This window comes from Pseudonocardia sp. (assembly GCF_050246655.1).
In the GTDB taxonomy this organism is placed as follows: domain Bacteria; phylum Actinomycetota; class Actinomycetes; order Mycobacteriales; family Pseudonocardiaceae; genus Pseudonocardia.
Genome location: NZ_JBFWVQ010000002.1, coordinates 30,059 through 54,797, shown reverse-complemented (window position 1 = coordinate 54,797; position 24,739 = coordinate 30,059). Strand labels below are relative to the sequence as shown.

Here is a 24,739-nt window from a genome sequence, read left to right as displayed (position 1 = left end):
GCCGTCGTTCCGGTCGTGATCCGCATCCGTGGTACGGCGCGGCCATCCGTGGCCGTCCTGCACCGCAGAAGCGGATCATGGACGGCCGTCGGGCGCCCACAGGCCCGCCAACTCGGCCAGCTCGGCGCGCTGGGCCGCGACGAACGTCGCGTCCACGGGATCGCCGTGCCCGGGGACGACGGTCCGCGGGCCGAGCGCGAGCAGCCGGTCCAGGGTGGCGGGCCAGGCCGCGAGGGTCCCGCCGAGCACCGCGTCCTCCAGGTCGGGCGGGGCGCCCTGCTCGACGAGGTCGCCCGCGAAGACCACCCCGCCGGTGTGCACGACGAGGTCGTGGTCGGTGTGGCCCGGGCCGAGGTGCAGCAGGGCCGCGGTCCGGCCGCCGAGATCGACCACGGCGGGGGCGGCCCGGTCCGGCAGCGGGGGATCGGTGGCGGCGAGCGCCGCCGCGACCGCCCCGTCGCCCGGATCGCCGCGGGCCCGGTACCACGCCGACCAGCGCGCCCGCTGCGCCGCCGCGGTCGACCGGATCGCGGCCGTGCACCGCGGGTGCGCGTACACCGCGTCCGGGGCGAGCGCCGCGGTGCCGAAGCAGTGGTCGAAGTGGGCGTGCGTGATCGCCACCACCAGCGGCAGCGCCGTCACCTCCCGCACGGCCGCGGCCAGCTCCGCGCCCTGCGTCGCGTCCCCGCGGGTGTCCACGACCAGCGCCCGCTCGTCGCCGACCACCAGCCCGACCGTGAGGTCGAGCTCCGCGTACCGGCGCGCCAGGACCCCGTCACCGACCTCGACCCACCGCCCGTCCATCCGTTCATCCTCGCGCCACCGGATTGTCGGTGCCCGCTGGTTCACTGACCTCCCGAACGGAGCCCGATCAGAGGCCCGATCAGAGGAGGTATCCCGTGCCCACGCGCACCGAACCCTGGCCCCACGGCACCCCGTGCTGGGTCGACCTGGCCGTGCCCGACGTCGCGGCCGCCGCGGAGTTCTACGGAGGCCTGCTGGGCTGGACGGCGGTCGACAGCGGCGAGGAGATGGGCCACTACCACATCTGCAGTGTCGGCGACCGCGCCGCGGCCGGCATCGGCCCGATCATGGAGGAGGGCCAGCCCAGCGCCTGGACGGTCTACCTCGCCTCGGACGACGCGGACGCCACCGTGAAGGCGATCGGCGAGGCGGGCGGCAACGTGCTGGTGCCGCCCATGGAGATCCCCGGCAACGGCCGCATGGTGATCGCGCAGGATCCCGCCGGGGCGGTGTTCGGCGTGTGGGAGTCGCAGGGCATGGTCGGCATCGGGATCTACAACGAGCCCGGCGGCCTGCTGTGGGAGGATGCGCGGCTGTCCGATCCGGACGCGGGCCGTGCCTTCTACGCGAGCGTGTTCGGCCACCGGTACGAGCCGGTCGAGGGCGCACCGGCCGGCTACACGATCTTCCACACGGGTGGTCATCCGCTGGGTGGCCTCGGCGGGCTCGACGGCTTGCCCGACGGGGTCCCGTCGCACTGGTTGCCGTACTTCGCCGTGGCGGACGCGGACGCCGCGATCGCCACGGCCACGGCGGCGGGTGGCCAGGTCGTGGCCGGTCCGCAGGACAGCCCCTGGGGACGGATGGCGTGCCTCACCGACCCGCAGGGAGCGGTGTTCATGGTGATGTCCGCTGCGGCGGGCGACGGCTCGCAGGAGGACACGGCCGCGGGCTGACGCGCGGGCCGAGAGGCCAGCAGCAGCGCGAGGCAGGCCACGGCGGTGCCGGTGAAGTCGATCCGCATCGTGGCGAGCACGCCGAGGTGGAAGGCGATGGCACTCGCGGCGAAGAGGCGGCGTGGGCGCCCCGGGACGAGCAGCAGCGGCGCGCACAGCTCCCAGAGCAGGGCGGCCAGCGCCGCCGCGTGCACGGCCCCGGGGTGTTCGCCCACGATCCGGACGGCCCAGGACGGCCCGAACAGGACGATCCCGGTGTCGACGGCACCGCGGCTCCACCAGGAAGGCCCGCCGACGGCGAGCTTCCAGATCGCCGAGGACAGGTAGAGGTAGGTGAGCTGCAGGGCGATCACGGAGAGCACCCACCCGGCGGCGCGGCTGTCCGACGGCTCGGCCGGGAGCCCGCGGCGACGCCTGCGACAGGCGTCGAGCGACCATGCGGCGCCTGCCGGGGCGGTCGCGAGCGCGGCGAGGGCGACGACGATCGCCGTCCGTCCGTGTGTCGGCAACCCGTAGGCGTGGTGCTCGACCACCCACCACCAGTAGGTGACGGCGAGGACGGCGCAGCCGGCGCGGCTCCAGCGGCCCGCGAGCGCCAGGACGGCGAGGGTGAGGCAGGTGCTCCAGAGCAGCGTCAGCTCCGCGGTCCCCAGCCGCGCCGCATCGAGCAGGCTGCCGGCGGCCGTCCCGGCCAGCGGCCCCCGCGGGTGGTACAGCGCCGCGGGCGCGTCGCCGTAGCCGATCCAGTGGTGGTGGGCGAGCAGGTCGACGGCCACGTAGGCCGCGACCAGGATGCGCACTGCCGCGAGCCTGCGTACCGGCACCTCGGGGAGCAGGCGGTCGGTGATCCCCCTGAGCCCGCTGGTCACGGCGCCCCCGGCCAGGTCATCAGGGTCACGCGGCGCTCGGGCAGTCCCGGGCGGATCTCGATGATCCGCGCCCGCAGCGTCACGGCCGCGACGGGGCGGTCGGGGTGGTGGGCGTTCCACCAGGCGGCGAGATCGGCGAGGGCGCGCCTGCCGGCGAAGCCGGTGCCGGGGCGGGTGACCTCGGCGAGGTGGCGGCCGAGCTCGTAGGTCGTCACCCCGAAGGCGGCGGCCGGCATCGGCACGGCCCGCCCGTCGGCGCTCGTGCCGTCGAGGTGGTACTCGGTGGCGGTGTCGGCGGTGAAGGCGAACATCGCCGCCGAGCCGACCGGCCACGCCTCGGGCAGCACCCCGAGCGAGCAGCCGAGGAGGGCGGCGAGCCAGATCGCGGTCGCGACGATCCGGCACCGCGTGCCGGGCGGCGGGGTCGTGCTGTGCGGAGGGGTCGTGCTGTGCGGCCGGGTCGTGCTGTGCGGGTCAGCCACCTTGGTACCCGCTCTGGAACCCGCCGGACTGGCCATCGTCGGGCTGGAAGCTCTGGAAGCCGCCGGACTGGAAGCCATCCTCGGGCTGGAAGCTCTGGAAGCCGCCGGACTGGCCGCCCTCGGGCTGGAAGCTCTGGAAGCCGCCGGACTGGAAGCCACCCTGGCCGGACCCGGTGCCGCCGGTCGGGCTCCCCGGCCCGGCGATCACCTTGCCGGCGCCGACCGTTGCGCCGTCGACCTCCGCGACCGCGCCGGGGCCGCTGTTGTCTGCGCTGTCGGTGTCGGTGTCGTTGCTGTCGCTGTCGTCGGGGCCGCTGCCCGAGGAGCTGCTGCCCGAGGAGCCACCGCCGTCCTTGCCCCGTATCTCCAGCCGCGGCGCCGTCCGCCGCTTCCCCTCGCGATCGGTCAGCGCGCCACGCTGGCTGCCGTCGGGAAGCACGATCCACAGCGCCCGCTGCGCGACGCCCGCCCCGTCGACGAGGGCGTAGAGCCCCGCCGGACCGCCGACCTCCGGCAGGTCGACAGGCAGGCTGCGGCCGTCGGCGAGCCGGACCGTCCCACTGAAGCCGTCCGGCCCCACGGTGCCCACCAGCTCGGCCCCCGACGGGCTGTGCAGCGGCAGGGCCGGACCGTCGAACAGCTCGGCGAGGGAGTCCCCGGCGCAGAGGTAGGCGAGGGCGGCCCCGTCGGTGCTCAGCACGGCCAGGAAGGCGTCGGTGCCGGGCACCGGGCCCGCGAACTCCCGCAGGCCGCCCGGGGCGGGCGACGCCGGGGTCGCCGGATCGGCGGCGCCGCAGCCTGCCGCCAGGAGGGCGAGCAGCGCGAGCAGTGCGACGGCGATCCTCGCGGCCGGCCGCGTGCCCGACGCGGGGAACCCGGCGTGGATCGGTGAGTGGGGCAGGTCTCGGGGTGCCGCGGGGAACCCGGCGTGGATCGGTGAGTGGGGCAGATCTCGGGGCATGGGTTCTCCCGGTCGGTCCGGCGGTCGGCGCCGGACCATGCTGCGGCGGCCCGCAGCGGTGCGGTATCCGGAGAATCCCGCGCATCCACACCCTCCTGTCGGGTGGATCACGCCGCTGCACGGGGACGCGGGGGCGGCGCCTGATCTAGCGTGGAAGGCCAGGTGCCGGGTGTCTGCGGAGGAGGTGTGGGTGCCCGCGACGTCACTCGCCGCAGGTGTCACCACCGCCCGGCCCCGCACGCTGCCGACGGAGCGGCTGCCGCCCGCGCTGCGCCAGGTGGTGCGCTACGCGGTGGTCGGCGGCGCGTCCACCGCCCTCAACGCCGTACTGTTCTACCTGCTGCGCGCGTGGTGGGACCCGGCCCCGGCGGCGGCGCTGTCGCTGGTGCTCAGCACCGCCTACAGCACCGAGGCGCACCGCCGCTACACGTTCGGCGCGCCCGTGGTGCATCGCTGGCGGCTCCACCTGCAGAGCCTCGGGACGATCGCGTTCTACGCCTGGTACAGCGCCGTCGTGCTGGCGCTGCTGCACGTGGTGGTCGCGGAGCCCACCCGCCTGCAGGAGACGCTGTCGATCGCCACGACGAGCCTGCTCGGCGGCATGGGCAGGTTCCTGCTGCTGCGGTCCTGGGTGTTCGCCCCGACCGCGCCGATCGCTTCGGCGATCACCGTCCCCGAGGTCGCCGCCGCGCCCGCTCCGTGATGCCGGGTACCGCCCGGGCTGGCACGGTGGGGTCATGACGCGTCTGCGCCGACCGGTCCTCGCCGTGCTCGCCGGCCTCGCCGTGGTCCTGACCGCCGCCGGGTCGTGCGGCGGCGGGGAGGACGGGGAGGAGGGCGGCGTCCCGGGCGTCACGCAGGACGACGACGACGGCGGCGACGGCGGCGACGGCGACAGCGACGGCGACAGCGGGAACGGCGGCGGCGGGAACGACGACGACGGCTGATCGACGAGGGGCACGACCGCGGAGGGCCGCTCGGCCCGCCGCCGGGCTGAGCGGCAGGATGGGCGGTGATGGCCCGCCCGCGCACGTCCCCGATCCCGCCCCCGGTACCACCGGCGCCCGGGCGACGGCGGCGGCGGACGGCGTTGCCGCTGCTCGCCGGGCTGCTCGCCGCGGGTGTCATCGCCACCGCACTCACCGTGCTGCCGTCGCGGGAGATCCCCGCCGCCGATCCGCCCCCGCCCGCCGCCGAGCCGGTTGTGCCCGCCGGGCCACCGTGCGCCCCGATCGTCGAGGCCATGTCGGTGCGGGAGCGGCTCGCCCAGCGCCTGATGGTCGGGGTGGACGCGGCCGATCCGGACGCGACGGCGGAGCTGGTGCGCTCCACGCAGGTCGGGGGCGTGTTCCTCGGCGGGAACGCGACGGCGCTGCTGCGCGGCGGTGCGCTCGCCCGCGTGCAGGGGGCCGCGACCGTGCCCGTCTGGGTGTCGGTGGACGACGAGGGCGGGCGCGTGCAGCGCATCGACGACCTGGACGGCGAGCTGCCCAGCGCGGCCCGCATGGCCGCCACGATGACACCCGAGCAGGTGCGGGCCCTCGCGCGGGCCCGCGGCGAGCAGCTGAAGGCCCGCGGCGTGACGACCGACCTCGCCCCCGTCGTGGACCTCGGCGGGCAGCCGCGCACCGCGGTGATCGGGGACCGGGCGTTCTCGACGGACCCCACCACCGTCGCCCGCTACGCGGGAGCGTTCGCCGACGGCCTGCGCGACGCCGGTGTCCTGCCGGTGTTCAAGCACTTCCCCGGCCACGGCCGCGCCGACGGGGACTCCCACCAGGGCCGCGTCGCCACCCCGCCGCTCCAGCAGCTGCGGGTCGCGGACCTGCGCCCCTACGCGGAGCTGCTCCCCGGCGGGGCGGCGGCCGTCATGGTGGGCCACCTCGACGTTCCCGGCCTGACCTCCGGGCTGCCGACCTCGCTCACCCCGGCCACGTACGCGCTGCTGCGCGGCGAGCTCGGGTTCAACGGCGTGGTCATGACCGACGACCTCGGCGCGATGAAGGCCGTGACCGGCCGCTTCGGCCTTGCCGACGCGGTCCGCACGGCCCTGGACGCCGGTGCCGACATGGCGCTGTGGAGCAACCCCGTGTCTCCCGCAACGGTGCTGGACGACCTGGAGGCGGCCCTCGCGCGCAGCGAGCTGGACGCGGCGGCCAACGACCGCGCCGTCACCCGCATCCTGATCGCGAAGGGCCGCTGTGCACAGTGACCGGTGCAGCGTGACCGGTGCACAGCGATCGGCGCAGTGACCGCGAACGGCCCGTACGGGAAATCCCACTTCCCATACGGGCCGTTCGCGACCGCCGACCCGGGTGACGGGGGTGACCCGGGCGACCGGGGTGACCCGGACGACCGGGGCGACCCCGGCGGACCTACATGTCCATGCCGCCGTTGACCGAGATGACGCTGCCGGTGATGAAGCCGGCGTCGTCGTCGACCAGGAACTGCACGGCCCGCGCGATCTCGTGGGCCTGGCCCAGCCTGCCGACCGGGATCCTGGCGAGGATCTTCTCCATCGCCGCCTCCGGCACCGCGGCGACCATCTCGGTCTCGATGTAGCCCGGCGCCACGCAGTTGACGGTGATGCCCTTGTTCGCCGTCTCCCGCGCGAGGCTCTGCGTGAAGCCGAACAGGCCCGACTTGGACGCCGCGTAGTTGACCTGGCCGATGTTGCCCATCTGGCCGACCACGGAGCTGATGTTCACGATCCGCCCGTACTTGTTGGCGATCATCTGCTCCAGCACGGACTTCGACATGTAGAACGCGCCGGAGAGGTTGATCCGCAGGACGGCGTGCCAGTCCTCGACGCTCATCCTGCGCATCGTCTTGTCGACGGTGATGCCCGCGTTGTTGACGAGGACGTCCACGCGGCCGTGGGAGTCGAGGACCTCCTGCACGACCCGCTCGCAGTCCTCGGGGACGCCGACGTTGCCCTGGTGGACCGACACCGAGCAGCCCTCGGCGCCGAGCTTGCCCGCGAGCTCCTCCGCGGCGGCGGCGTTGCTGGAGTACCCCGCAGCCACGTGGACGCCCGACTTCGCGAGGGCGGTGGTGATGGCGGCGCCGATGCCCCGCGCGCCGCCCGTGACGATCGCTACCCGTTGCGGCGATGTGTTCGTCATGTCCTATCCCTTCCCCTCTGCTGACCCGGCCTGTGCGAACTCGACTCCGTAGCGCGCCATCCCCCGCCGCACGGCGTCGACGAGGTAGGGCCGCAGCTGCGTCGGCTCGACGATCCGGTGCACGGCGCCGAGGCGCTGGGCGCGCTCGATGCTGTGCTCGGTGTCGAACTCGTCGGCGACGGTGCCCAGGACCTCCGCCCGCACCGCCGGCCGTACCGTGGCGAGCTCGGTGGTGAGCCGCGCCACCTCGCTCTCCTCGCCCGCGCGGCGGGCGTCGGCGAGCCGGGATTCCAGCCCGGCGATCCGCGGGTCGGCCGCCGTGCGCTTGTTCACCTCACCGGAGAAGACGACCGCTGCGGCCGGGGCACCGCCGATGACCGAGGCGTAGGAGCCTTCGACGGCGGCGACCTCCATGTTGTCGTTGAGCGTCCCGGAGAACACGACGAACGCGCCGCCGTGGTAGCGGGAGACCACGCAGAACACGATCGGGCCGTCGAAGTTGACCATCGCCCGGCCGATCTCGGCGCCGTACTCCAGCTGGTGCAGGCGCAACGACTCCGGCGAGCCGTCGAAGCCCGACAGGTTCGCGAGCACCACCAGCGGCCGGTTGCCGCTGGCGGCGTTGATCGCGCGGGCCATCTTCTTCGACGACCGCGGGAACAGCGTCCCGGCCGTGAACGAGGTGGGCCCGTCCATCGGGATCCGCCCGCGTCGCGACAGCGGCCGCGACTCGACGCCGAGCAGGGCCACCGGTTGCCCGCCCAGGTGGGCGTCCAGCACGACCACGCCCTCCGCGTCGATCATGTCCGCCCACCGCTCCAGCGTCGGGTGGTCGGCGTCGGCGACCGCCCGCATCACCGAGCGGATGTCGAACGGCTTCTTCCGCTCGGGGTTGTCGGTGAAGATCTCCCCGACGCGCCGGAAGTCCGTTCCCGGCCCCGAGTGCGGCGACGGCGAGACGTCGCGGTCCACCGGGTCCGAGGTCGCCGCAGGCCGCGGGAACCGCTCGCCGGGTGCGGTGTAGGTGTGCGCGTAGTGGGCGAGCAGGACGTCCACCGCCCCGGAGACGTCCGGGGCCCAGTACTGCGCCTGGCCGTTGGGGCCCATGATCCGGTCGTAGCCGCCGATGCCGAAGTTGTCCTCGGCCGAGACGCCGCCGGAGTAGTCCAGCGACTGCTTGCCGGTGAGCACCATCGCCGAGTCCGGCGTCATGACGAGGATGCCCTTGGTGTGCAGCAGCATCGTCGCCTCGGCGTTCCAGTACGGCTGGGCGCCGACGTTGATCCCGGTGACGACGACGTTCATCTCGCCGCCGTCCTGGGTGAACTCGATGATCGCCCGCAGGGCCCGGGAGATCCACTCCATGTTCTCCACGCCGGAGTCCATGGCGATCTTCGCGCCTGCGGACACGGCGAACCACTCGATCGGCACGCCCTTCGCGTCCCCGGAGAGCCGCCGAGCCAGCTCGATCGCCGCGATCACCCGCGCGCACTCCGGCTCCGCGAGCGCCCCGAGGGCTTTCGTCGGGTCGCCGATGAGGACGACCCGCGTCATGCCCTCCGGGTAGCGCGTCGTCGGCGTGGTCGCCACGCCCAGCACGATGTTGGCCGTGTTCTGCCCCGGCGGGCGCTGCACCGGCACCGCGACCCCGTGCTCGTCGAGGTCGTACTCGGTGAACGTGCCAGGCGCGCCGCCGTCCGGGCTGCGCAGGAGCATCGGGACGAGCTCGTAGGGGTACACCGCCCCGCGGCGGCGGGCCCGGATCACCTTCTGCGTGTAGGCGTCGAGCTCGCGCATCGGCTCCGTCGGCGGCGCGGTGACGGCCAGCGTGAGGCCCTGCCCCGGCGGGCGTGAGAGCCGCAGCATGCGCTCCCGTGGTTCGCCGGTCGAGGCCGACTCCCGGAACTGGACCATCACCTGCTCCAGCCCCAGCCCGTCCGTGCGCGGCGCGAGCTGGCGTACGACGGAGTCGAACTCCGAGAGCGGCAGGTCGATCACCGGCCAGACGTAGAGCAGCACCCGGTTCCAGTCCAGCCTGCCGTCCGCCGGATCCGCGGCCCGGGCGTCACGCAGCGCGTCCAGGCAGGAGTCCAGGACCTGCTCCAGCTGGGGCAGCGCCCGGATCCGGCCGTCCTCGGCGCGCAGCACCTCGAAGTCGCGCACGTCGGACAGCGCGATGAGCCGCTTGTCGTCCGGAGTCTGCCTGCCGACGGCACGGAACAGGTGCACGTCGACGGGCGAGGGCAGGCGGGTCAGCTCGAAGTGCGTGAACCGCCAGAGCCCCAGCCGCTCGGCGACCATCGGGTGCAGGCCGCGCAGCGTCCGGTCCTCGACGGGCCGGGTGTCCTCGCCCGGCCGGAACGTGAACCAGGACGAGCGCTCGTCGCCCTCGGGCCGCCGTACCGCCACCGCGATCCGTTCCAGCGGGGCCGGGAGCCGCCCGAGCAGCGCCTTGATCTTCTCGGCCGAGCGCTCCGGGTCGGAGTCCGGCGCCTCGCCCGCGATGACGTACAGGTCCAGCAGCACCGGTCGGCCCGGCAGCGTCGGCAGCAGCCGCCGCAGGTCGCCCGCCACCGCCTTCGGGTCGCCCCACGCGGGGGCGTCCGGGGTGGTGTACACCGTCGTCGCGACGACGAGGCGCTCGGTGCCGTCGTGGGTGTAGCTCGCGGTGAGGGTCGGCCGGCCGTCGCGGTCGAGCAGCGTGACGTCGGTGAGGGTGCGGATGCGGTAGTAGCGCCGCGTCATCACCTCGAGCATCGCCGCGTGCTGGCCCGCGTCGAACACGCCGAGGATGGGCTCGGCGGCCGCCACGATCGCGTCGATGCCCGCGCGCCAGCCCTGCGGGTCCGCCTCGCGGTCCGGGAGCCGTCCGAGGAGGTCGCGCACCTGCTGCTGGCCGCGGACCCGGGACTGCGCGATCACCGGTCCGTCGAAGCAGCGGTAGCGCACCCGCCGCGCCAGCACGCCGACGGCGGGGTGGCGCACCTGGGTGGCGATCACCAGCGCGTCCAGGGCGCTCTCGTACTCCTCGCGCAGGTCCGCCGGCAGCGCCTCCGGATGGCGCAGCCGCCACTGCAGGAGCTGCATCACCACGGGCACGTGGCCGGTGGCGCGGCGGTGCGCCAGGAAGATCCGGTACAGCGCGGCGTCCAGCGCGGGTGCGGGCTCCAGGTCGTGGACGTCGTAGTGCGCGAGCGCGCGGCGCAGCTTCTCCCGGAACGACTCCGGCAACCCCTCGGCGTCGGCGTCGCGCGAGCGCAGGTACGCGTAGAGGTACTCCTGGGTGTTGCCGGCGTCCTCGCCGCCCCAGCCGGTGGCGGGATCGGACACGTCCGCGCCCTCGGGGCCGCGGCGGTTGCGCGAGAGCGCGCAGAGGTCCGCGAAGATCCGCAGCACGCCGATCTCGGCGGCGACGGTGTCCGGGGCGGCCGCGTCGGAGCGCGCGAGCTGCGCGAGTGCCGGGCGGGCCACGCCCTCGTCGACGTCGAAGCCGAGCACCAGCGCGCGCAGCGACGTCAGCGCGTCCGGCGCGGTGGTGACCCCGCCGGAGCCGTCGAAGGCGGCGAAGCTCGCCCGCTCACCCGGGGCGGCGTCCTCACCGGCCGCCTCGGGCTCCAGCCGCACGAGCTTGGTACCGCCCTCCACCTGCGTGTTCGCCGCGACGAGCACCTCGCGCACCCGTCCGGCGACCGGCGCGCGCAGCGGCGTCTCCAGCTTCATGCTCTCGACGACGGCCACGACGTCGCCCGCGGCGACCTCGTCCCCCGCCGCCACCGGGATGGACACGACCATCGCCGGCGCGGGCGCGCGGACCAGGCCGAGCTCACCGCCGGAGATGCGGTGCACGGCGCCGTCCACCTCGACGAGGTAGTCCGAGCCCTGCGGCACCGACAGCACCGCGTACGTCCGCCCGCCCACGGTGAGGCGGCGCTCGAAGCGGCCGCTGCGCTCCGCCCGGACGTCGACGGCGCGGCCGTCGAGCACGACGCGGTAGTGCGCGCCGCGGATCTGGGCGACCCGCAGGCGGTAGGACTGCCCGGCCGCCCGCACGTCCACCTGGTGCCAGGTCTCGGCGTTGACCTCCGGACGACCCCGCTCAGCCGAGGTGAACAGCCGGTCGAGCTGGCGCGTGACGTGCAGGTCCTGCGCCTCGACGGCGGTGGCGAGCAGCGCCACGTCCAGCTTGCGCGGCGGGGCGTAGCCGCCGGCCATCATGGAGTCCAGCCAGGTCGTGTCGACCTCGCCCGTGACGACCTCGGGCCGCTCCAGCAGGTCCAGCAGGAAGGACTTGTTGGTGGTGCCGCCGTCGATCACCGCGATCGTCTGGCGCAGCGCACGGGCCAGGCGGGCGCGGGCCTCGTCGCGGTCGCGACCCCAGGCGATGACTTTGGCGATCATGGAGTCGTACTGCGGCGGGATGACGTCGCCCGAGGTCACCCCGGTGTCGACGCGGATGCCCGGCCCGCTGGGCAGGGCGAGGTGCTCGATCCGCCCCGGCGCGGGCGCGAAGCCCAGCTCCGGGTCCTCCGCGGTGAGCCGCGCCTCGATCGCGTGCCCGCGCGCGGGCGGGGCCGACGGCGCGACCTGGTTGAGCCGCCCGCCCATCGCGACGTGCAGCTGCAGCTTGACGATGTCCACGCCCGTGGTCAGCTCGGTGACCGGGTGCTCCACCTGCAGCCGCGTGTTGACCTCCAGGAACGACAGCAGCCGCTCCTTGGGCTCGTAGAGGAACTCGACGGTGCCCGCGTTGACGTAGCCCGCGGCCTTCGCGAGCGCCGCGGCGGAGGAGCGCAGCAGATGCTCCTGCTCGGCGTCCAGCGCCGTGGACGCGGACTCCTCGATGACCTTCTGGTTGCGTCGCTGCACCGAGCAGTCCCGCACGCCGAGCGTCCACACGTCGCCGGTGGCGTCCGCGACGACCTGCACCTCGACGTGGCGCCCTCCCGGGATGGCGCGCTCCATGAACACGGTGGCGTCACCCGCGGTGCGGGCCCCCTCGGCACTCGCCCGCTCGAATGCCTCGGCGAGGTCCTCCGGCCGCTCGACCTTGCGGATGCCGCGCCCGCCGCCGCCCGCCGTGGCCTTCACCATCAGCGGGAAGCCGATCCGCTCCGCGGCGGCGCGCGCCGCGTCCACGTCGGCGACCGGGCCGCCGCTCCACGCCGCCATCGGCACGCCGGTGGCCTCGGCGAGCAGCTTCGACTCGATCTTGTCGCCCAGCCGGCGCATGACCTCCGGCGGCGGGCCCACGAACGCGATGCCCAGATCGCGGCACAGCTGCGCGAACTCGGCCTTCTCCGACACGAAGCCCCAGCCCGGCCACACCGCGTCCGCCCGGCATTCCCGCAGTGCGCGCTCCAGCACGGCGAAGTCGAGGTAGGGGTTCGGGCCCATGTCGTCCGGATCGTCGGACCCGATGAGGATCGCCTCGTCCGCCTCACGCACGAACATCGCCCTGCGGTCCACCGCGGTGTGCACCGCGATCGTCTGCAGCGGCTCGTCGTCCGGATGCTCGGCGTTCCACTCCCGCACCGCGTGGATCAGGCGCATCGCCGGCTCCCCGCGGTTGACGATCGCCACCCGGCGCAGCTGCCGCATGTCGGCTGCCGGGGCGGACTGCGGCGAGGACATCGATGAACCTCCGTGGATCGGTGCCTGGAGCGGGGGGTCGGTCGCGGTGCTGGTCTCGGTGTTGCTCCCGGGCGGTCTCACCCGAATGCGGCCTCGACGTTGTCGCTCGTGGGCGGGACGGGCGGATAGTGCGGCGCGGCGCCGTCCCCGTCGGTGCCGGGCGACGCCGTCGCTCCGGCCGGGACCGCCCGCTCGGGGGCGACGATCGCGGGATCCATCGTGAACACGGCGTAGCCGCCCACCGCGCCCGCGCCGAACCCGGGCGCGAACACCCGCATCGGCCGGTCCACCACGCCGTCGCGCACCGCGTCGTAGAGCGCGAGCGGGATCGACGCCGACGACACGTTGCCGACGTCGGCGATGTTGAAGTACAGCTGCTCCTCGCGCAGCCCGGCCTTCTCGGCCAGGTCCACGATCATGGTGCGGTTGGCCTGGTGCGGGACGATCAGGTCCACGGTGTCGATCACCGAGCCGCCGTCCGCTGGCATCGCGCCCAGCTCGTCGATCATCTGGGTGAGGTAGCGGCCGGCGAGCGCCTTGACCTGCGGACCGTAGACGGTGATGTCGTTGTCGAACTCGGGGTTCGGCCAGATGATCGAGTTCACCTGGGACCAGGGGCCGCTCGCGTAGGTCTGCAGCAGCTCGACGTCGCCCGCGTCGCCGTCGGGTGCGGGCGCGACGACCATCGCGGCCGCTCCGTCGCCGAAGATCATGCGGGACGTGCGCACGCCGCCGATCTTGTCGGAGAACTTCTCCGCGCAGACCAGCAGGATGGGACGTTCCACCTCCTGGAGCAGGCGCACCGCTTCCGAGAGCCCGTAGGGCATCCCCGCGCAGGCCGCGACGATGTCGGCCGACGCGTGGGTCTGCAGGATCCCCAGCTCGCCGGACAGCCAGCACGCCACGGACGGGATGAGCCGGGTGCTGGTGCACGTGGCCACCAGGACGGCGCCGATCTCCTCCGGCTCGCGCCCGGCATGGGCCAGTGCGTCGCGGGCCGCGTCGAGGGCCAGCTCCTCCAGGTCCCGCGCGGAGTAGCGGCGTGCGTCGATGCCGGTCTTGCGGCTGATCTCGCTCGCGCTCATGGGCGACCAGGAGAAGCTCGCGTTGCGGATGACGTCCTCGTTGGAGCAGACCATCTCGCCGCGCGCCACCGCGAGCGACTCGATCCGCGGCTTCACCGCGAACGTCTCCTGCACCCGCACCGCCGGGTACGGGCGGACCGGGGGCTTGGCCTCGACCGGGGTGGTCGCGGCGGCGGGACGCGTCGCGGAACCGGAGCGGGCCCGCTCCAGGAACGCCTCCACGTCGCGGTTGCGCGGGTGGAACGTCACGACGAACTCGTCGTCGCCGACCTCGGAGAGCGGGCGCAGCTCCGTGCGCGAGCGGTCCCACGGGTACTGGTCGTGCAGCACCATCGCCCAGCGCAGCAGGGCCTCCAGCTCCGGCACGTCGGCGTGGGCGTCGAGGACCGCGGCCGTGCCGAACACGGGGTAGTCCGGGTCGTGCTCGGGAAGCACGAAGGTGAGCGCGCCCGGCTGCGCGAGCAGCTCGGCGACGGTCGGCTTCACGGCGGGCAGCTCCGTGGCGTGGTGGCGGCGGTGGCCGAACACGTCGAACAGCAGGCCGAAGATCCGGTCCTCGGTTGCGGCGTCGAACGAGGCGGGGAGCTCGCGGTAGGCCTTCTCGACGGCCGCGACCTTGCGGTCGCCGTCCTGCCACGGGGTGAGCACCGGGAGGAACACGTCGGAGCGGTTGCGCGGCACGTCACGCCACCGGGTGGGGCGCTTGTCGTAGAGCGGCAGGGAGTAGCGGTTGACCCAGAAGAGGTTCTGCCCGAGATCGCGCAGCAGCTCGAAGCGGCCGGGGTAGGAGCCGGCCTCGACGCGCTCCAGGATGTCGGTTCCCGTCGGGGCCTTCGCCTCGAAGTCGCGTGAGATCACGGCCGACAGCTGGTCGAGCGTCTGCAGGACCGAGACGTCGAGCTCGCCGAGGACCGTCGCCGGAAAGACGAGGCGGCCGTGCCTGTTGACGACGAACGGTTTCATACGAGTGGGGTCTCCCTCCGGACGGGCACGATGCGGTGACGCCAACCCAACCGACCCCACGCATGGAGCACAAGAGCACCTGTCGCGCATCACGGAGTGACGCGTAACTATACTCTTCGGTAGCGTTTGGCGAGGTAGCGGTCGCGAAAAATCCGCACGGTCGCAGCAACGAGTTCGTTGCGTCGTCGACGCAGCGTCACCGTGGGAGGGTCCCCACTTCCCGCCCGGTCAACCGTCGGAATCGCCGCCGCCCTGTCACCCGGTCACCCGGTCACCCGGTCACCCGGTCACCCGCCCCGCCCCGCCCGAGATGCGCGAACGGCACGTACGGGAAATAGGTCTTCCCGTACGTGCCGTTCGCGCATCAGGGCCGGGCCGGCCCGCCCAGGGGGTGGTCGAGCCGGCCCGGCGGAATGCCCGGCCGAACGGCGCGCCGCCGCCCGGCCGGGCGGGTCAGTTGAGCCCGCCGGGCACGACCCGGTTGCTCGTCGTCGGGGCGCGGTCCTCGGTGCTCGCGAGCGTCACCTGCACCTGCCGCTGCTGGCCGTCCGCGGACCGGACGGTGAGCGTCACGGTCTCGCCAGGGGCGTGCGCGCCGATCCGGGCGACGAGGTCGGTGAAGTCCGCGACACGGGCGTCGCCGACCTGCAGGACGGTGTCCCCGGCCACGATGCCCGCACTCGCCGCGGGCGAGCCGCTGGTGACCGCCTGGACCGTCGCACCGGTGGCCGATCCCCCGGTGGCCCCGGTGCCGTCGCTGCCGCCGAACCCGCCTGCGAGGCTGCCGCCCCCGCTGCCCTGGACCCCGAGCAGGGGCTTGGTCGCCACGCCGGAGTCCAGGATCTCCTGCGCGACCCGGCGAGCCTGGTCGATCGGGATCGCGAAGCCAAGGCCGATGCTGCCGGTGCTCTGCTGGCCCGCTGTCGCGATCGCCGAGTTGATGCCCACGACGTGCCCGGACAGGTCCACCAGCGGGCCGCCGGAGTTGCCCTGGTTGATCGGGGCGTCGGTCTGCAGGCCGTTGTAGACCACGGCCTGACCGCCGTCGCCCGCCACGGCCACCGTGCGGTTCAGCGCGCTCACGATGCCGGTGGTGACGGTGCCCTCCAGGCCCTGCGGCGAGCCGATCGCCACGACCTGCTGGCCCACCGTCAGATCGGCGCTGCGACCGAGCGCGGCCGGGGTCAGCCCGGTGGCACCGTCCATGCGCAGCACGGCGATGTCGTAGCTGGGGGAGGTGCCGACGACGCGCGCCGGGTGCTGGCTGCCGTCGGCGAGGGTCACGGTGATCGAGCCGTTGCCGGACGCCGCCTCCGCCACGACGTGGTTGTTGGTGAGCACCGCGCCGTCCGCGGTGAGCACGACCCCGCTGCCCTCGGCCGCCCCGCGCGCCGTGGTCACCCGGATGTCGACGGTGCTCGGCGTCGCGACCGCCGCGGCCCCGGCGACCGTGCCGTCCGCGGTGCTCGTGGTGGCCGACGAGACCGAGCCGAGCACCGGGCTGGACGTGCGGCCCTCCGCCAGGTACGCACCGCCGAAACCGGCGGCCCCACCCACGAGGGCGGCGACCACGGCGGCGGTCACGACGGCGGTGACCGGGCGCCGCCCACCCGGGCGGGCGGCGCCCGGCGGGGCCTGGGCGGGCGGCGGGCCGACCGGCGGCCACGACGGCCCCGGGACGGTCGGACCTGCGGCGGGCCCCGCTGCGGCGTACCCGGCGATGGGCGCGTCGACGCCGGAGGGCTCGGCGGGGGAGGGGGAGCCCGGCACCCGGCCGGGCCCCGGGAGCGGGGCGGTCTGGTTCATGGTTCCCAGGATGGGGACCGAACCTGGTAGCTCCCTGAGGACGCCCTGGGAGTTCCCCCCGGGTTACTTGAGAGCGTCCAGCAGCGCCTGGCGCTGCCGCTCGCCCAGGCCGGCGGCCCGCCGCGACGCGTCGATCCCCGTCTGCTCCAGGAGCGCCGACACCTTGGCGGGACCGTAGCCGGGCAGGCTCTTGAGCAGGTCCGCGACCTTCGTCTTGCCGACGACCGAGTCGGACTTCGCGCGTCCGAGCACCGCCGGGATGGTCTCGTCACCGCGGGCGATGGCGTCGCGCAGCTCCTTGCGGGCGGTGCGGGCCGCGGCGGCCTTCTTCAGGGCCTCGGCGCGTTGCTCGGGGGTGAGCTGGGGCAGTGCCATGACGTCTTCTCCTCTCCGTGCCGGCAACCGAACGGCGCGCGACACGATGTTCGTCGGGGCCCAGGGTGGCAAATCCGCTGGCGGGACCGGTCGGCGGGGGTGTCAGGTGCCGTCGGAGGTGCTGCCGTCCCCGGAGTCGTCCGAGGAGTCGCTCGTGCCACCGGAGGACCGGGAACGCGTGCTCGACGGCCCGTCGGACGCCGCGTCGCTGCCGCTCGTCGAGGACCCCGACCCCTCCGCGGAGGCCGAGTTGCGGGAGCTGCCCGACGAGGAGCCCCGCGAGCTCGTCGCCTGGGAGGACGAGCTCCGCGGGGGTTTCGTCACCTGCGGACGGGGGGCCTCGACCGCGTCGGGGGCGGGCCCGGCGTCCGACGCCGCTGCGGCAGCCACCGCGGACGGCGTGCAGGACTCGGCCAGGGCCTGCGGCACCGGGGGCGACACCGGGGCGCCGGTCTGCCCGGACCCGGCGCGGGAGCCGCGCGTGCTCGCCGCCGTCGCGCCGTCATCCGGCTCGACGGACGGGGCGGCGGGCGGCGCTGCAGCGGACCCGGCGGGCGCCGAGGCGGGCCGGCTGATCGCCTCCCGCACGACCTGACGCATGTACGGCACGTCCGGGTTGTAGGTGTTGAACCGCCCGTCCGGGGTGTTCGGGTCGGGCAGGTTCGGGTCGAACGCGATGCTCTCCAGGGTGAACCCGTCGCCGCCCGCGAGGGCGACGAGGGCGGGGAGCACCTCGCGCGGGACGTCCGTCGACACACTCGCCGTGGTCGCCCGCGCCACCGCCTGGAAGTTGGTCAGGAGGTCCGTGGGCGTCTTCTGCTCCAGGACGTACTGGATGAGGCAGCGCTGGCGCCCCATCCGGACGTAGTCGCTCGAGTTCGTTCGCGACCGGGCGAACGCGAGCGCCTGCTCCCCGGTGAGCTGCTGCACGCCCGGCTCGATGAAGCCCTGAGGCCTGACCTTCTGCCCGTGGGGCCCGATGCCACCGATCGTGATCCGTTCGGGCCCGACGTCCACCGTCAGGCCCCCGAGGGCGTCGATGAGCGCCGCGAACCCGGCCATGTCGACGACGATCTGGTAGTCGATCGGCAGCCCGAGCATGTAGGAGATCGACGACTGCAGCAGGTTCAGCCCCGGGTCCGCGGTCGGTCCGGGCGGCGCCACCTGCGGGAACGCGTGCCCGTAGGCGTAGACGGCGTTCAGAAGGTAGTCCCCGGACAGCGGCTGGGACCGGTCGTGGAAGCCGTTGGGGAACCTCTCGGCCATCGGCGAGCCCGGTGGGAACCGGGCGAACCCGATGTTGCGGGGCAGCCCGAACAGCGTGGTCCGGCCCGTCCTCGTGTCGATGCTCGCGACCATCATCGTGTCCGTGCGCGTGCCCGTGCGGTCCGGACCCGCGTCGCTGCCGACGAGCAGGATGGTGAGCCGCGGCTTGCCGATCGCGGCCGCGGCGTCCGCGCCACCGCTCGGGAACAGCGCGTCGAGCAGGCTGCGCTGGGAGTTCGCGACGTGCGCCGCCAGGCCGAGGGGGGTGGCCACCGCGAGGCACAGCACGGCCACCGTGGCCGCCCCCAGGACCTGCTTGCCCGCGCGCATCCGGCGCGGGCGGCCGATCAGGTAGGCGTGCACGATCACGCCGATCCAGGTGGCGGCGGCGGCGAGGCACACGATCGCGGCGCCGATGAGCACCCGGGTGGAGAGCAGCTTCTCCAGCAGTGCCGCGCGGTCCGTGGTCGCCGCCAGCGCCGCGACGACCGCCACGACGACGACGAAGCCGCCCAGCAGCACCGTGCCCAGATGGCGGCGGCGCAGCAGGATCTGCCCGGCGCCGGGCGCGACGGTGGACGCCGCCGCCGCGAGCAGCGCCCGTTTCAGCGTGCGGGGGTCGCGCTTCTCCGGCCACGCCACGCGGCGCAGCTGCGGGGACGCGGCCGGCGGATCGGTGGGCGGCGCCCCGGGCTTTGCGGCCCGGTCCCCGGCCTCGTCCGGGCTCGTGGCCGGGATGGCCCCCGTCCAGGGAGCGATCGGATCCTGCGCGGCCTCGGCGCCGTCGTGGCGAGCACCCGCCCCGTCGTGGGCGTCGTCCCAGGCCGCGCCCGGGGCCGGCCCGGACGGTCCGATCAGCGTGGTCGGCCGGTCGTCGGGGTCGTCGACGGTGCGGGGCAGTCGGCGGGTCGGCAGCTCGCCCGCCGGGGGGAGGATCCCGCGCAGGGGGCGGGTCGCGGTGTCGGAGAGAGCGGTGTCGGAGAGAGCGGGTGCGGACGGGCCGGCCGGGGACGGGGTCGGCTGCGCTCCGGGCGGCGCCTGCTGGCCACCCGGCGTGGGCGGCTGGCCGGGCCCACCCGCCTGTGGGCCGGGGACGGGGCCGGGCCCACCCGCCTGCGGGCCGGGCCCACCCGCTTGCGGGCCGGGGACGGGGCCGGGCACGCCGTTCTGCGGGTCCGGGCCGGGCCGGGCGGGGCCGCGTGGCGGCGCGGGCCTGCGGCCCGGCGGGCGACCGCCGGCCCGTGGAACGGAGGTGTCCTCCACCCCGCGCCCTCCTCGCCTTTCGGCCGGTCTGCTGCCCGTGCCGGTCGGTGTGCCGCCCGTCCTGTGCCGGACGGCCCGTGTGCCGTCGCGTCCGATGCCCGTCCCGTGCCTTCCCGCGGCGTCGCGGGGCATGCCGGCGAGCCGTCCCGGACGGGACCCGCGTGCCGCAGCCATGTCGAGTCCAACGACTAGCCTACTGAAAGTGACGGAGATCCTCGCCGCAGCGGTCGTCCTCGCGGGCGGGAGCGGCACCAGGGTGGGCGCGGACCGGAACAAGGTGCTGCTCCCGGTGGCAGGCAGGCCGGTGCTCGCCCGATCGCTCGCGACGTTCGTGCGAATGCCCGAGATCGGCCCGATCGTGCTGGTCACGCGGCCGCAGGAGCGGGCGGCCGCCCGCGCGATGATCGAAGCCGATCCGGACCTCGCCGGGGCGGCCGAGCTGCTGGTCGTGGACGGCGGGGCGTCGCGCCAGGAGTCCGAGCTGTCCGGACTGCGCGCGCTGTCCGGGCGCGTCGCGGCAGGTCTGATCGATGCGGTGCTGGTCCACGACGGTGCACGGCCCCTCGCGACGCCTGAGCTGGCGCGCGAGGTGCTGGCGATGGCGCGCGCGCACGGCGGGGCGGTGCCGGGCGTGGCGGTGCCCGATCTCGCAGTCGCCGCAGCGGCGGCAGCGGTCACGGAGAGCGACGACATGCCGTTCCCGGTCGGGGAACGGTTGACGGCGACGGTGCCGGGGCTGGTCGCGGTGCAGACGCCGCAGGGCTTCCGTGCCGGACCGCTCCTCGCGGCGTGCGAGGCGGCGCTGCGCGACGGCTTCGTCGGCACGGACACCGCGTCCTGCGTCGAGCGGTATGCGGGCGTGGGCGCGCGCTGGGTGGTGGCGACCGGCCGCAACCTGAAGATCACCTACGCGCGCGACCTCCCGGTGGCCGAGCGGGCCCTGACCGCGGCCGAGAGCGGGCGCGGCTGAGGATCCCGCCGACGGTGTCGCGTGCACGGGACGGCCCAGGTTGGCTAACGTCAGGCTCCCAGTGGCGCTCCCGGTGGCGCCCCCGGTGACAAAGGAGGCGGGGGGCGGGATGCTCGCGACCGGCACCGACGTGGGGGCCTCCGCCGATCCGCCGGTGGACGGGCGCGGCACGCACCGGCGCAGGCGCCGCGACGGCGCGGCGGCTGCGGATGTCCTCGCGGTCGCGCGGCGGGTCGCGGCGCACCTGCGTGGCGGCCTCACCGGCCCGGGCCCGGGGTTGGCGGCCCGCGAACTGCGGCGCCTGCTGGAGGCGGACGCGGTGGGCCTCGTGGGACTGTCCGGTGAGCCGTCCTGGTCGGGGCGCGCGCCTGCGGACGCGGATCGGCTGGTCGAGGAGGTGCTGCGCACCGACGCTCGGGTGGGCGCCGGGCGCATCGGCGGCGCCGGGGCACTGGCACTGCCCCTGCGGGTGCGCGACGAGCTGGTGGGCGTGCTGATCGTCACCGGGCCGGTGCGGGTGCGCTCCGCGGAGGAGGCGGCGGCCTGGGTCGGGGACGCGGTGGAGCGGGGCAGGCTGGAGGCCTCGGCGGAGGTGGCGGAGGCCGCTGAGCTGCGTGCGCTGCGTGCGGAGATCTCGCCGCACTTCGTCTACAACGCACTCACGACGGTGGCGTCGTTCGTCCGCTCGGATCCCGACCGTGCCCACGACCTTCTGCTGGACTTCGCCGACTACACCCGCCACGGCCTCGGCCGCCACGGCGACTACACGACGCTCGCCCAGGAGTTCGGCGGTATCGAGGCCTACCTCGCGCTGGCCAGGGCGGTGCTCGGGGAGCGGCTGCGGGTGCAGGTGCGGGTGGCGCCGGAGGTGTTGCCGGTGGCGGTGCCCTTCCTCGTGCTGCAGCCCCTGGTGGAGAACGCCGTGCAGCACGGCGTGGAGCTGTCGGGTGGAAGCGGGACGGTGCAGGTGAGCGGTGAGGCCCTCGGCCCGGACTGCGTCATCACGATCGAGGACGACGGCCCGGGGATGGACCCGGACGTGGCCCGGGCGATGCTCGCCGGAACGGGAGGAGGCGACGGCCTCGGCCTGGTCAACGCGGACCGCCGGATGCGCGCGGTGTACGGCCCCGCGTTCGGCCTCGTCCTGGAGACCGCGCCGGGGGCCGGCACGAAGGTCACCGTGCGGATGCCGCGGTTCCACCCCGGGGTCGTGGTGTCGTGACCGGACTGCGCGTGCTCGCCGTCGACGACGTCGCCCCGGCGCTGGAGGAGCTCCGGGTCCTGCTTGAGGAGTCGCCCGAGGTCGCCGAGGTCGCCACGGCGGGCGACCCGGTCAGCGCGCTGCGCCTGATCCGGGACCGGCCCTTCGACGCCGTCTTCCTCGACATCTCCATGCCGGGCCTGGACGGCCTCGAGCTGGGGGAGCTGCTGGGCCGGATGGCCGAGCCACCGCTGATCGTGTTCGTCACCGCGCATGCCGAGCACGCCGTGCAGGCCTACGGGATCGGCGCGGTCGACTACGTCCTCAAGCCGGTGGCCGCGGACCGGCTCGCCGCCGCGATCCGCCGGATCCGCCGCTCCACCCCCCAGGGCGAGGGGGCGGCCCGGGCGGCCGCCGCGGTGGACGCGCTCGCCGTCATCCCCGTCGAGCTGGGCGGGCGCACCCGGTTCGTGCCGCGCGCGGACGTCCGGTTCGTCGAGGCGCACGGGGACTACGTGCGGCTGCACACGCCGTCAGGGGCGCACCTCGTGCGCATCCCGATCTCCCGGCTGGAGGAGCACTGGACGCACGCCGGGTTCGTCCGGGTGCACCGCAGCTACCTGCTCGGCATCGCAGCGGTCCAGGAGCTGCGCAGCGACGTCAGCGGCGGCCTGCTCGCACACACCGACGTCGGGGACGTGCCGGTGAGCCGCCGCCACGCCCGGGGACTGCGCGACGAGCTGATGGCCGCGGCGGCGCGCGGGGACTTCGAGGCGGGGTCGTCGTGACCGACCGTCCGCAGGCCGGGCGGGGCCGGCCGGGGCGCACCCCGCGGCGCGTCACCGTCACGAGCCCCCAGACGCGCCTCGCGCTCGCCCGCCCCCGGTCCGGGCCGCCGCGCCGCCAGCCCCGCCTGCCGGCCGCGTCCGCAGCACGGGCCCGCTGGGTGCGCCGCCGCCAGCTGCGCTTCGCGGTGCTCGGCCTCGCCGTCGTCGCGGCGCTGGCGATCGGCGGGCCGCTGCTGCTGTGGCTCGCGCCGGGCCTCGTGGACGTGCAGGTGGCCGGGATGCCGCTGGCCTGGTTCGCGGTCGCGATCCTGCCCTACCCGATGCTCGCGGCGATCGCGGCGGGGCAGCTGCGCGGTGCCGAACGGATCGAGCGCGACGGCAGCCCGTGACCGCGGGGCTCTCGGTCACGACGATCGCGGTGTTCGCCATCATCGGCGCGACGCTGGTGATCGGCGCCCGCGGCGTGGCCGCGATGCGGTCCACGTCGGACTTCCTCGTGGCCTCGCGCCGGGTGTCGCCGCTGCTCAACGCCGCCGCGGTGGCGGGGGAGTACCTGTCGACGGCGTCGTTCCTCGGGGTCGCCGGGCTCATGGTGAAGGACGGCGTGGGCGCACTGTGGTACCCGGTGGGCTTCACGGCGGGCTACGTCGCGATGCTCACCCTCGTCGCGGCGCCGATGCGGCGCACCGGTGCGCTCACCGTGCCGGACTTCGCGGAGGCCCGGCTGGGGTCGGTGCGGCTGCGCAGGCTCTCGGCGGTGGTGGTGCTCGTGATCGCCACGATGTACCTGGTCCCGCAGTTCATCGCGGCGGGCCAGGTGCTCATGCGGGTCTCGGGGACGCCCTACTGGCTCGGCGTGGTCACGGCGGGCGCTGTCGTGGCGACGACGCTCGCGCTGGGCGGGATGCGCGCGGCCACCTACGTGCAGGCGTTCCAGTTCCTCGTGAAGCTCCTGCTGTTCGCCGTGCCCGCGGTGTGGCTGCTCGTGCAGGTCGGGCCGCAGGTGCGCGCCGAGGCGTTCACGCCGCTGCACGTCACGACGTTCGCGGCGCCGACGCCGGTCCAGTTCGAGCTGGACACGGTCATGGTCCTGGACGCCCCGCTCGCGATCGCGGTGGACGGCGGCCCGGTCCGCGAGATCCCGGCGGGGGAGCACGAGGCCGCGGGCGGCAGCACGTGGGTGTTCCCGGCGGGTGCTGCGGTGCCCCGGGTGGTGGGCTCGGCGCCGTTGGGTGGTCCGGAGTGGAGCGTCCCGCTGCTGGACGCGGGGGAGACGGGACACCCGCTGCTGTCGACGTGGTCGGTGCTGGTGGCGACCGTGCTCGGCACGATGGGCCTGCCGCACATCCTGGTGCGGTTCCACACCAGCCCGGACGGCCGCGCCGCGCGGCGCACGGCCGCACTCACGGTGCCGCTGCTCGGGGCGTTCTATCTGTTCCCGGTGGTGTACGGGGCGCTGGGCCGGGTGCTCCTGCCGGAGCTGTACCTGTCCGGGGCGACGGACACGGTCGTCGTCGCGCTCCCGTCACGGGTCGATCCCGGCAGCGTCGGGGCGATGTTCACGGCGATGCTCGCGGCCGGTGCGATCGCAGCGTTCCTCGCGACGTCGCTGGGCCTGGTGCTCGCGATGTCCGGGGCGCTGTCCCACGACCTCGTGCCGGGGTCGCTGCGGCGGCTGCGGCTCACCGGGTTCTTCGCGGCCGGGGTCGTGGTGCTGCTCGCGCTGCCCGCCTCCCAGCTGGACGTCGGACCGCTGGTCACGTCGGCGTTCGCGGTGGCGGCGTCGACGTTCTGCCCGCTCCTGGTGCTCGGGATCTGGTGGTCGGGGCTCACCCGGCGCGGGGCGATGGCCGGGATGTCGGTCGGGCTGGCCGCGTCGGCCGGGGTGATGGCGCTGGGCGTGGTGCTGCCGGTCGAGCCCGGCATGCTCGCGCTGCTGCTCACCTCGCCCGCCCTCCTGTCGGTGCCGCTGGCGTTCGCCACGATGATCGTCGTCTCGTGGCGCACCGAGCCGCCGAGCTGGGCCGAGGACGCCATGCTGCGGCTGCACCTGGACGACGAACCCCGTCCCGCCACCCGTCCAGGGGGGCGTAGGAGCGCCGACCACTCCGTTGCGTGAGCGGTGAGACCGGACCGCTCGTCCGTCCGTGGTGCCGTTCGTCGGCCGCCGGTCGCGCCGTCCGTCGTCGTGGCGTTTCGTGCTACCGCCGGGCGTCGCGGCACGGTTGCGTGTCCGCCATGCCCGCGGACGCCG

General features: G+C 74.9%; 18 protein-coding genes and 1 pseudogene. 9 read left to right on the top strand and 10 right to left on the bottom strand.

Features of this window, described 5'->3' with window-relative positions; translation table 11 throughout:
• Positions 1–75: 75 nt before the first annotated feature.
• Entirely contained in the window at positions 76–804 is a 729-nt protein-coding gene (locus AB7J25_RS01040; RefSeq protein WP_428503970.1) for an MBL fold metallo-hydrolase, read from the bottom strand.
• Between the two features lie 95 nt (positions 805–899).
• On the opposite strand from AB7J25_RS01040, the gene AB7J25_RS01035 reads away from it, so the two are divergent.
• On the top strand, positions 900–1,700 hold the full coding sequence (locus AB7J25_RS01035) for a VOC family protein (protein WP_428503968.1): 801 nt from the start codon (positions 900–902) through the stop codon (positions 1,698–1,700).
• Between the two features lie 89 nt (positions 1,701–1,789).
• On the opposite strand, the pseudogene AB7J25_RS01030 reads toward AB7J25_RS01035, so the two are convergent.
• The 3 genes and pseudogenes from AB7J25_RS01030 to AB7J25_RS01020 form a co-directional block, all read right to left on the bottom strand.
• Positions 1,790–2,476: pseudogene (locus AB7J25_RS01030) on the bottom strand (HTTM domain-containing protein); the annotation flags it as partial.
• Positions 2,477–2,565: 89 nt separating this feature from the next.
• Positions 2,566–3,051, bottom strand: a complete 486-nt coding sequence (locus tag AB7J25_RS01025) for a hypothetical protein (RefSeq protein WP_428503966.1) — start codon at positions 3,049–3,051, stop codon at positions 2,566–2,568.
• A complete protein-coding gene (locus AB7J25_RS01020; RefSeq protein WP_428503964.1) occupies positions 3,044–4,012 on the bottom strand; it encodes a hypothetical protein in 969 nt (322 codons plus the stop codon). Before AB7J25_RS01020 ends, AB7J25_RS01025 begins: the two co-directional genes overlap by 8 nt.
• Before the next feature lie 190 nt (positions 4,013–4,202).
• Between AB7J25_RS01020 and AB7J25_RS01015 the strand changes: the two genes are divergently transcribed.
• The 3 genes from AB7J25_RS01015 (at position 4,203) to AB7J25_RS01005 (ending at position 6,224) form a co-directional block, all read left to right on the top strand.
• Positions 4,203–4,715, top strand: a complete 513-nt coding sequence (locus AB7J25_RS01015) for a GtrA family protein (RefSeq protein ID WP_428503962.1) — start codon at positions 4,203–4,205, stop codon at positions 4,713–4,715.
• A 34-nt stretch (positions 4,716–4,749) separates the two neighbouring features.
• Positions 4,750–4,959, top strand: a complete 210-nt coding sequence (locus AB7J25_RS01010) for a hypothetical protein (protein ID WP_428503960.1) — start codon at positions 4,750–4,752, stop codon at positions 4,957–4,959.
• A gap of 68 nt (positions 4,960–5,027) precedes the next feature.
• A complete protein-coding gene (locus tag AB7J25_RS01005) occupies positions 5,028–6,224 on the top strand; it encodes a glycoside hydrolase family 3 N-terminal domain-containing protein (protein ID WP_428503958.1) in 1,197 nt (398 codons plus the stop codon).
• Positions 6,225–6,387: 163 nt separating this feature from the next.
• Here the strand turns inward: AB7J25_RS01005 and fabG are convergent, their stop codons facing one another.
• From fabG to AB7J25_RS00975, 6 genes are all read right to left on the bottom strand, one after another.
• A complete protein-coding gene (fabG, locus tag AB7J25_RS01000) occupies positions 6,388–7,137 on the bottom strand; it encodes a 3-oxoacyl-[acyl-carrier-protein] reductase (protein WP_428503956.1) in 750 nt (249 codons plus the stop codon).
• A gap of 3 nt (positions 7,138–7,140) precedes the next feature.
• Positions 7,141–12,768 (bottom strand): carboxyl transferase domain-containing protein, encoded by a 5,628-nt coding sequence (locus AB7J25_RS00995; RefSeq protein ID WP_428503954.1) that lies wholly within the window; start codon positions 12,766–12,768, stop codon positions 7,141–7,143.
• Between the two features lie 77 nt (positions 12,769–12,845).
• Entirely contained in the window at positions 12,846–14,816 is a 1,971-nt protein-coding gene (locus AB7J25_RS00990; protein ID WP_428503952.1) for a 3-oxoacyl-ACP synthase III family protein, read from the bottom strand.
• A gap of 453 nt (positions 14,817–15,269) precedes the next feature.
• Positions 15,270–16,622: a S1C family serine protease gene (locus AB7J25_RS00985; RefSeq protein ID WP_428503950.1), complete on the bottom strand. Its 1,353-nt coding sequence runs from the start codon at positions 16,620–16,622 to the stop codon at positions 15,270–15,272.
• A gap of 63 nt (positions 16,623–16,685) precedes the next feature.
• A complete protein-coding gene (gene mihF, locus AB7J25_RS00980) occupies positions 16,686–16,997 on the bottom strand; it encodes an integration host factor, actinobacterial type (protein WP_428503948.1) in 312 nt (103 codons plus the stop codon).
• 102 nt (positions 16,998–17,099) lie between these two features.
• Complete coding sequence (locus AB7J25_RS00975; protein ID WP_428503946.1) at positions 17,100–19,526, bottom strand: LCP family protein; 2,427 nt, start codon at positions 19,524–19,526, stop codon at positions 17,100–17,102.
• A 202-nt stretch (positions 19,527–19,728) separates the two neighbouring features.
• On the opposite strand from AB7J25_RS00975, the gene AB7J25_RS00970 reads away from it, so the two are divergent.
• The 5 genes from AB7J25_RS00970 to AB7J25_RS00950 all read left to right on the top strand — a co-directional run bounded on the left by AB7J25_RS00970 (position 19,729) and on the right by AB7J25_RS00950 (position 24,604).
• Positions 19,729–20,496, top strand: coding sequence for an IspD/TarI family cytidylyltransferase (locus tag AB7J25_RS00970; protein WP_428503944.1), 768 nt, complete (start codon positions 19,729–19,731; stop codon positions 20,494–20,496).
• Positions 20,497–20,581: 85 nt separating this feature from the next.
• The gene (locus tag AB7J25_RS00965; protein ID WP_428503942.1) at positions 20,582–21,718 is read left to right on the top strand and encodes a sensor histidine kinase; all 1,137 of its coding nucleotides are present in this window, start codon (positions 20,582–20,584) and stop codon (positions 21,716–21,718) included.
• The gene (locus tag AB7J25_RS00960; RefSeq protein WP_428503940.1) at positions 21,715–22,485 is read left to right on the top strand and encodes a LytR/AlgR family response regulator transcription factor; all 771 of its coding nucleotides are present in this window, start codon (positions 21,715–21,717) and stop codon (positions 22,483–22,485) included. The genes AB7J25_RS00965 and AB7J25_RS00960 overlap by 4 nt, the downstream gene beginning before the upstream one ends.
• The gene (locus AB7J25_RS00955) at positions 22,482–22,874 is read left to right on the top strand and encodes a hypothetical protein (protein WP_428503938.1); all 393 of its coding nucleotides are present in this window, start codon (positions 22,482–22,484) and stop codon (positions 22,872–22,874) included. Before AB7J25_RS00960 ends, AB7J25_RS00955 begins: the two co-directional genes overlap by 4 nt.
• Positions 22,871–24,604: a cation acetate symporter gene (locus AB7J25_RS00950; protein ID WP_428503936.1), complete on the top strand. Its 1,734-nt coding sequence runs from the start codon at positions 22,871–22,873 to the stop codon at positions 24,602–24,604. Before AB7J25_RS00955 ends, AB7J25_RS00950 begins: the two co-directional genes overlap by 4 nt.
• Positions 24,605–24,739: the final 135 nt, after the last annotated feature.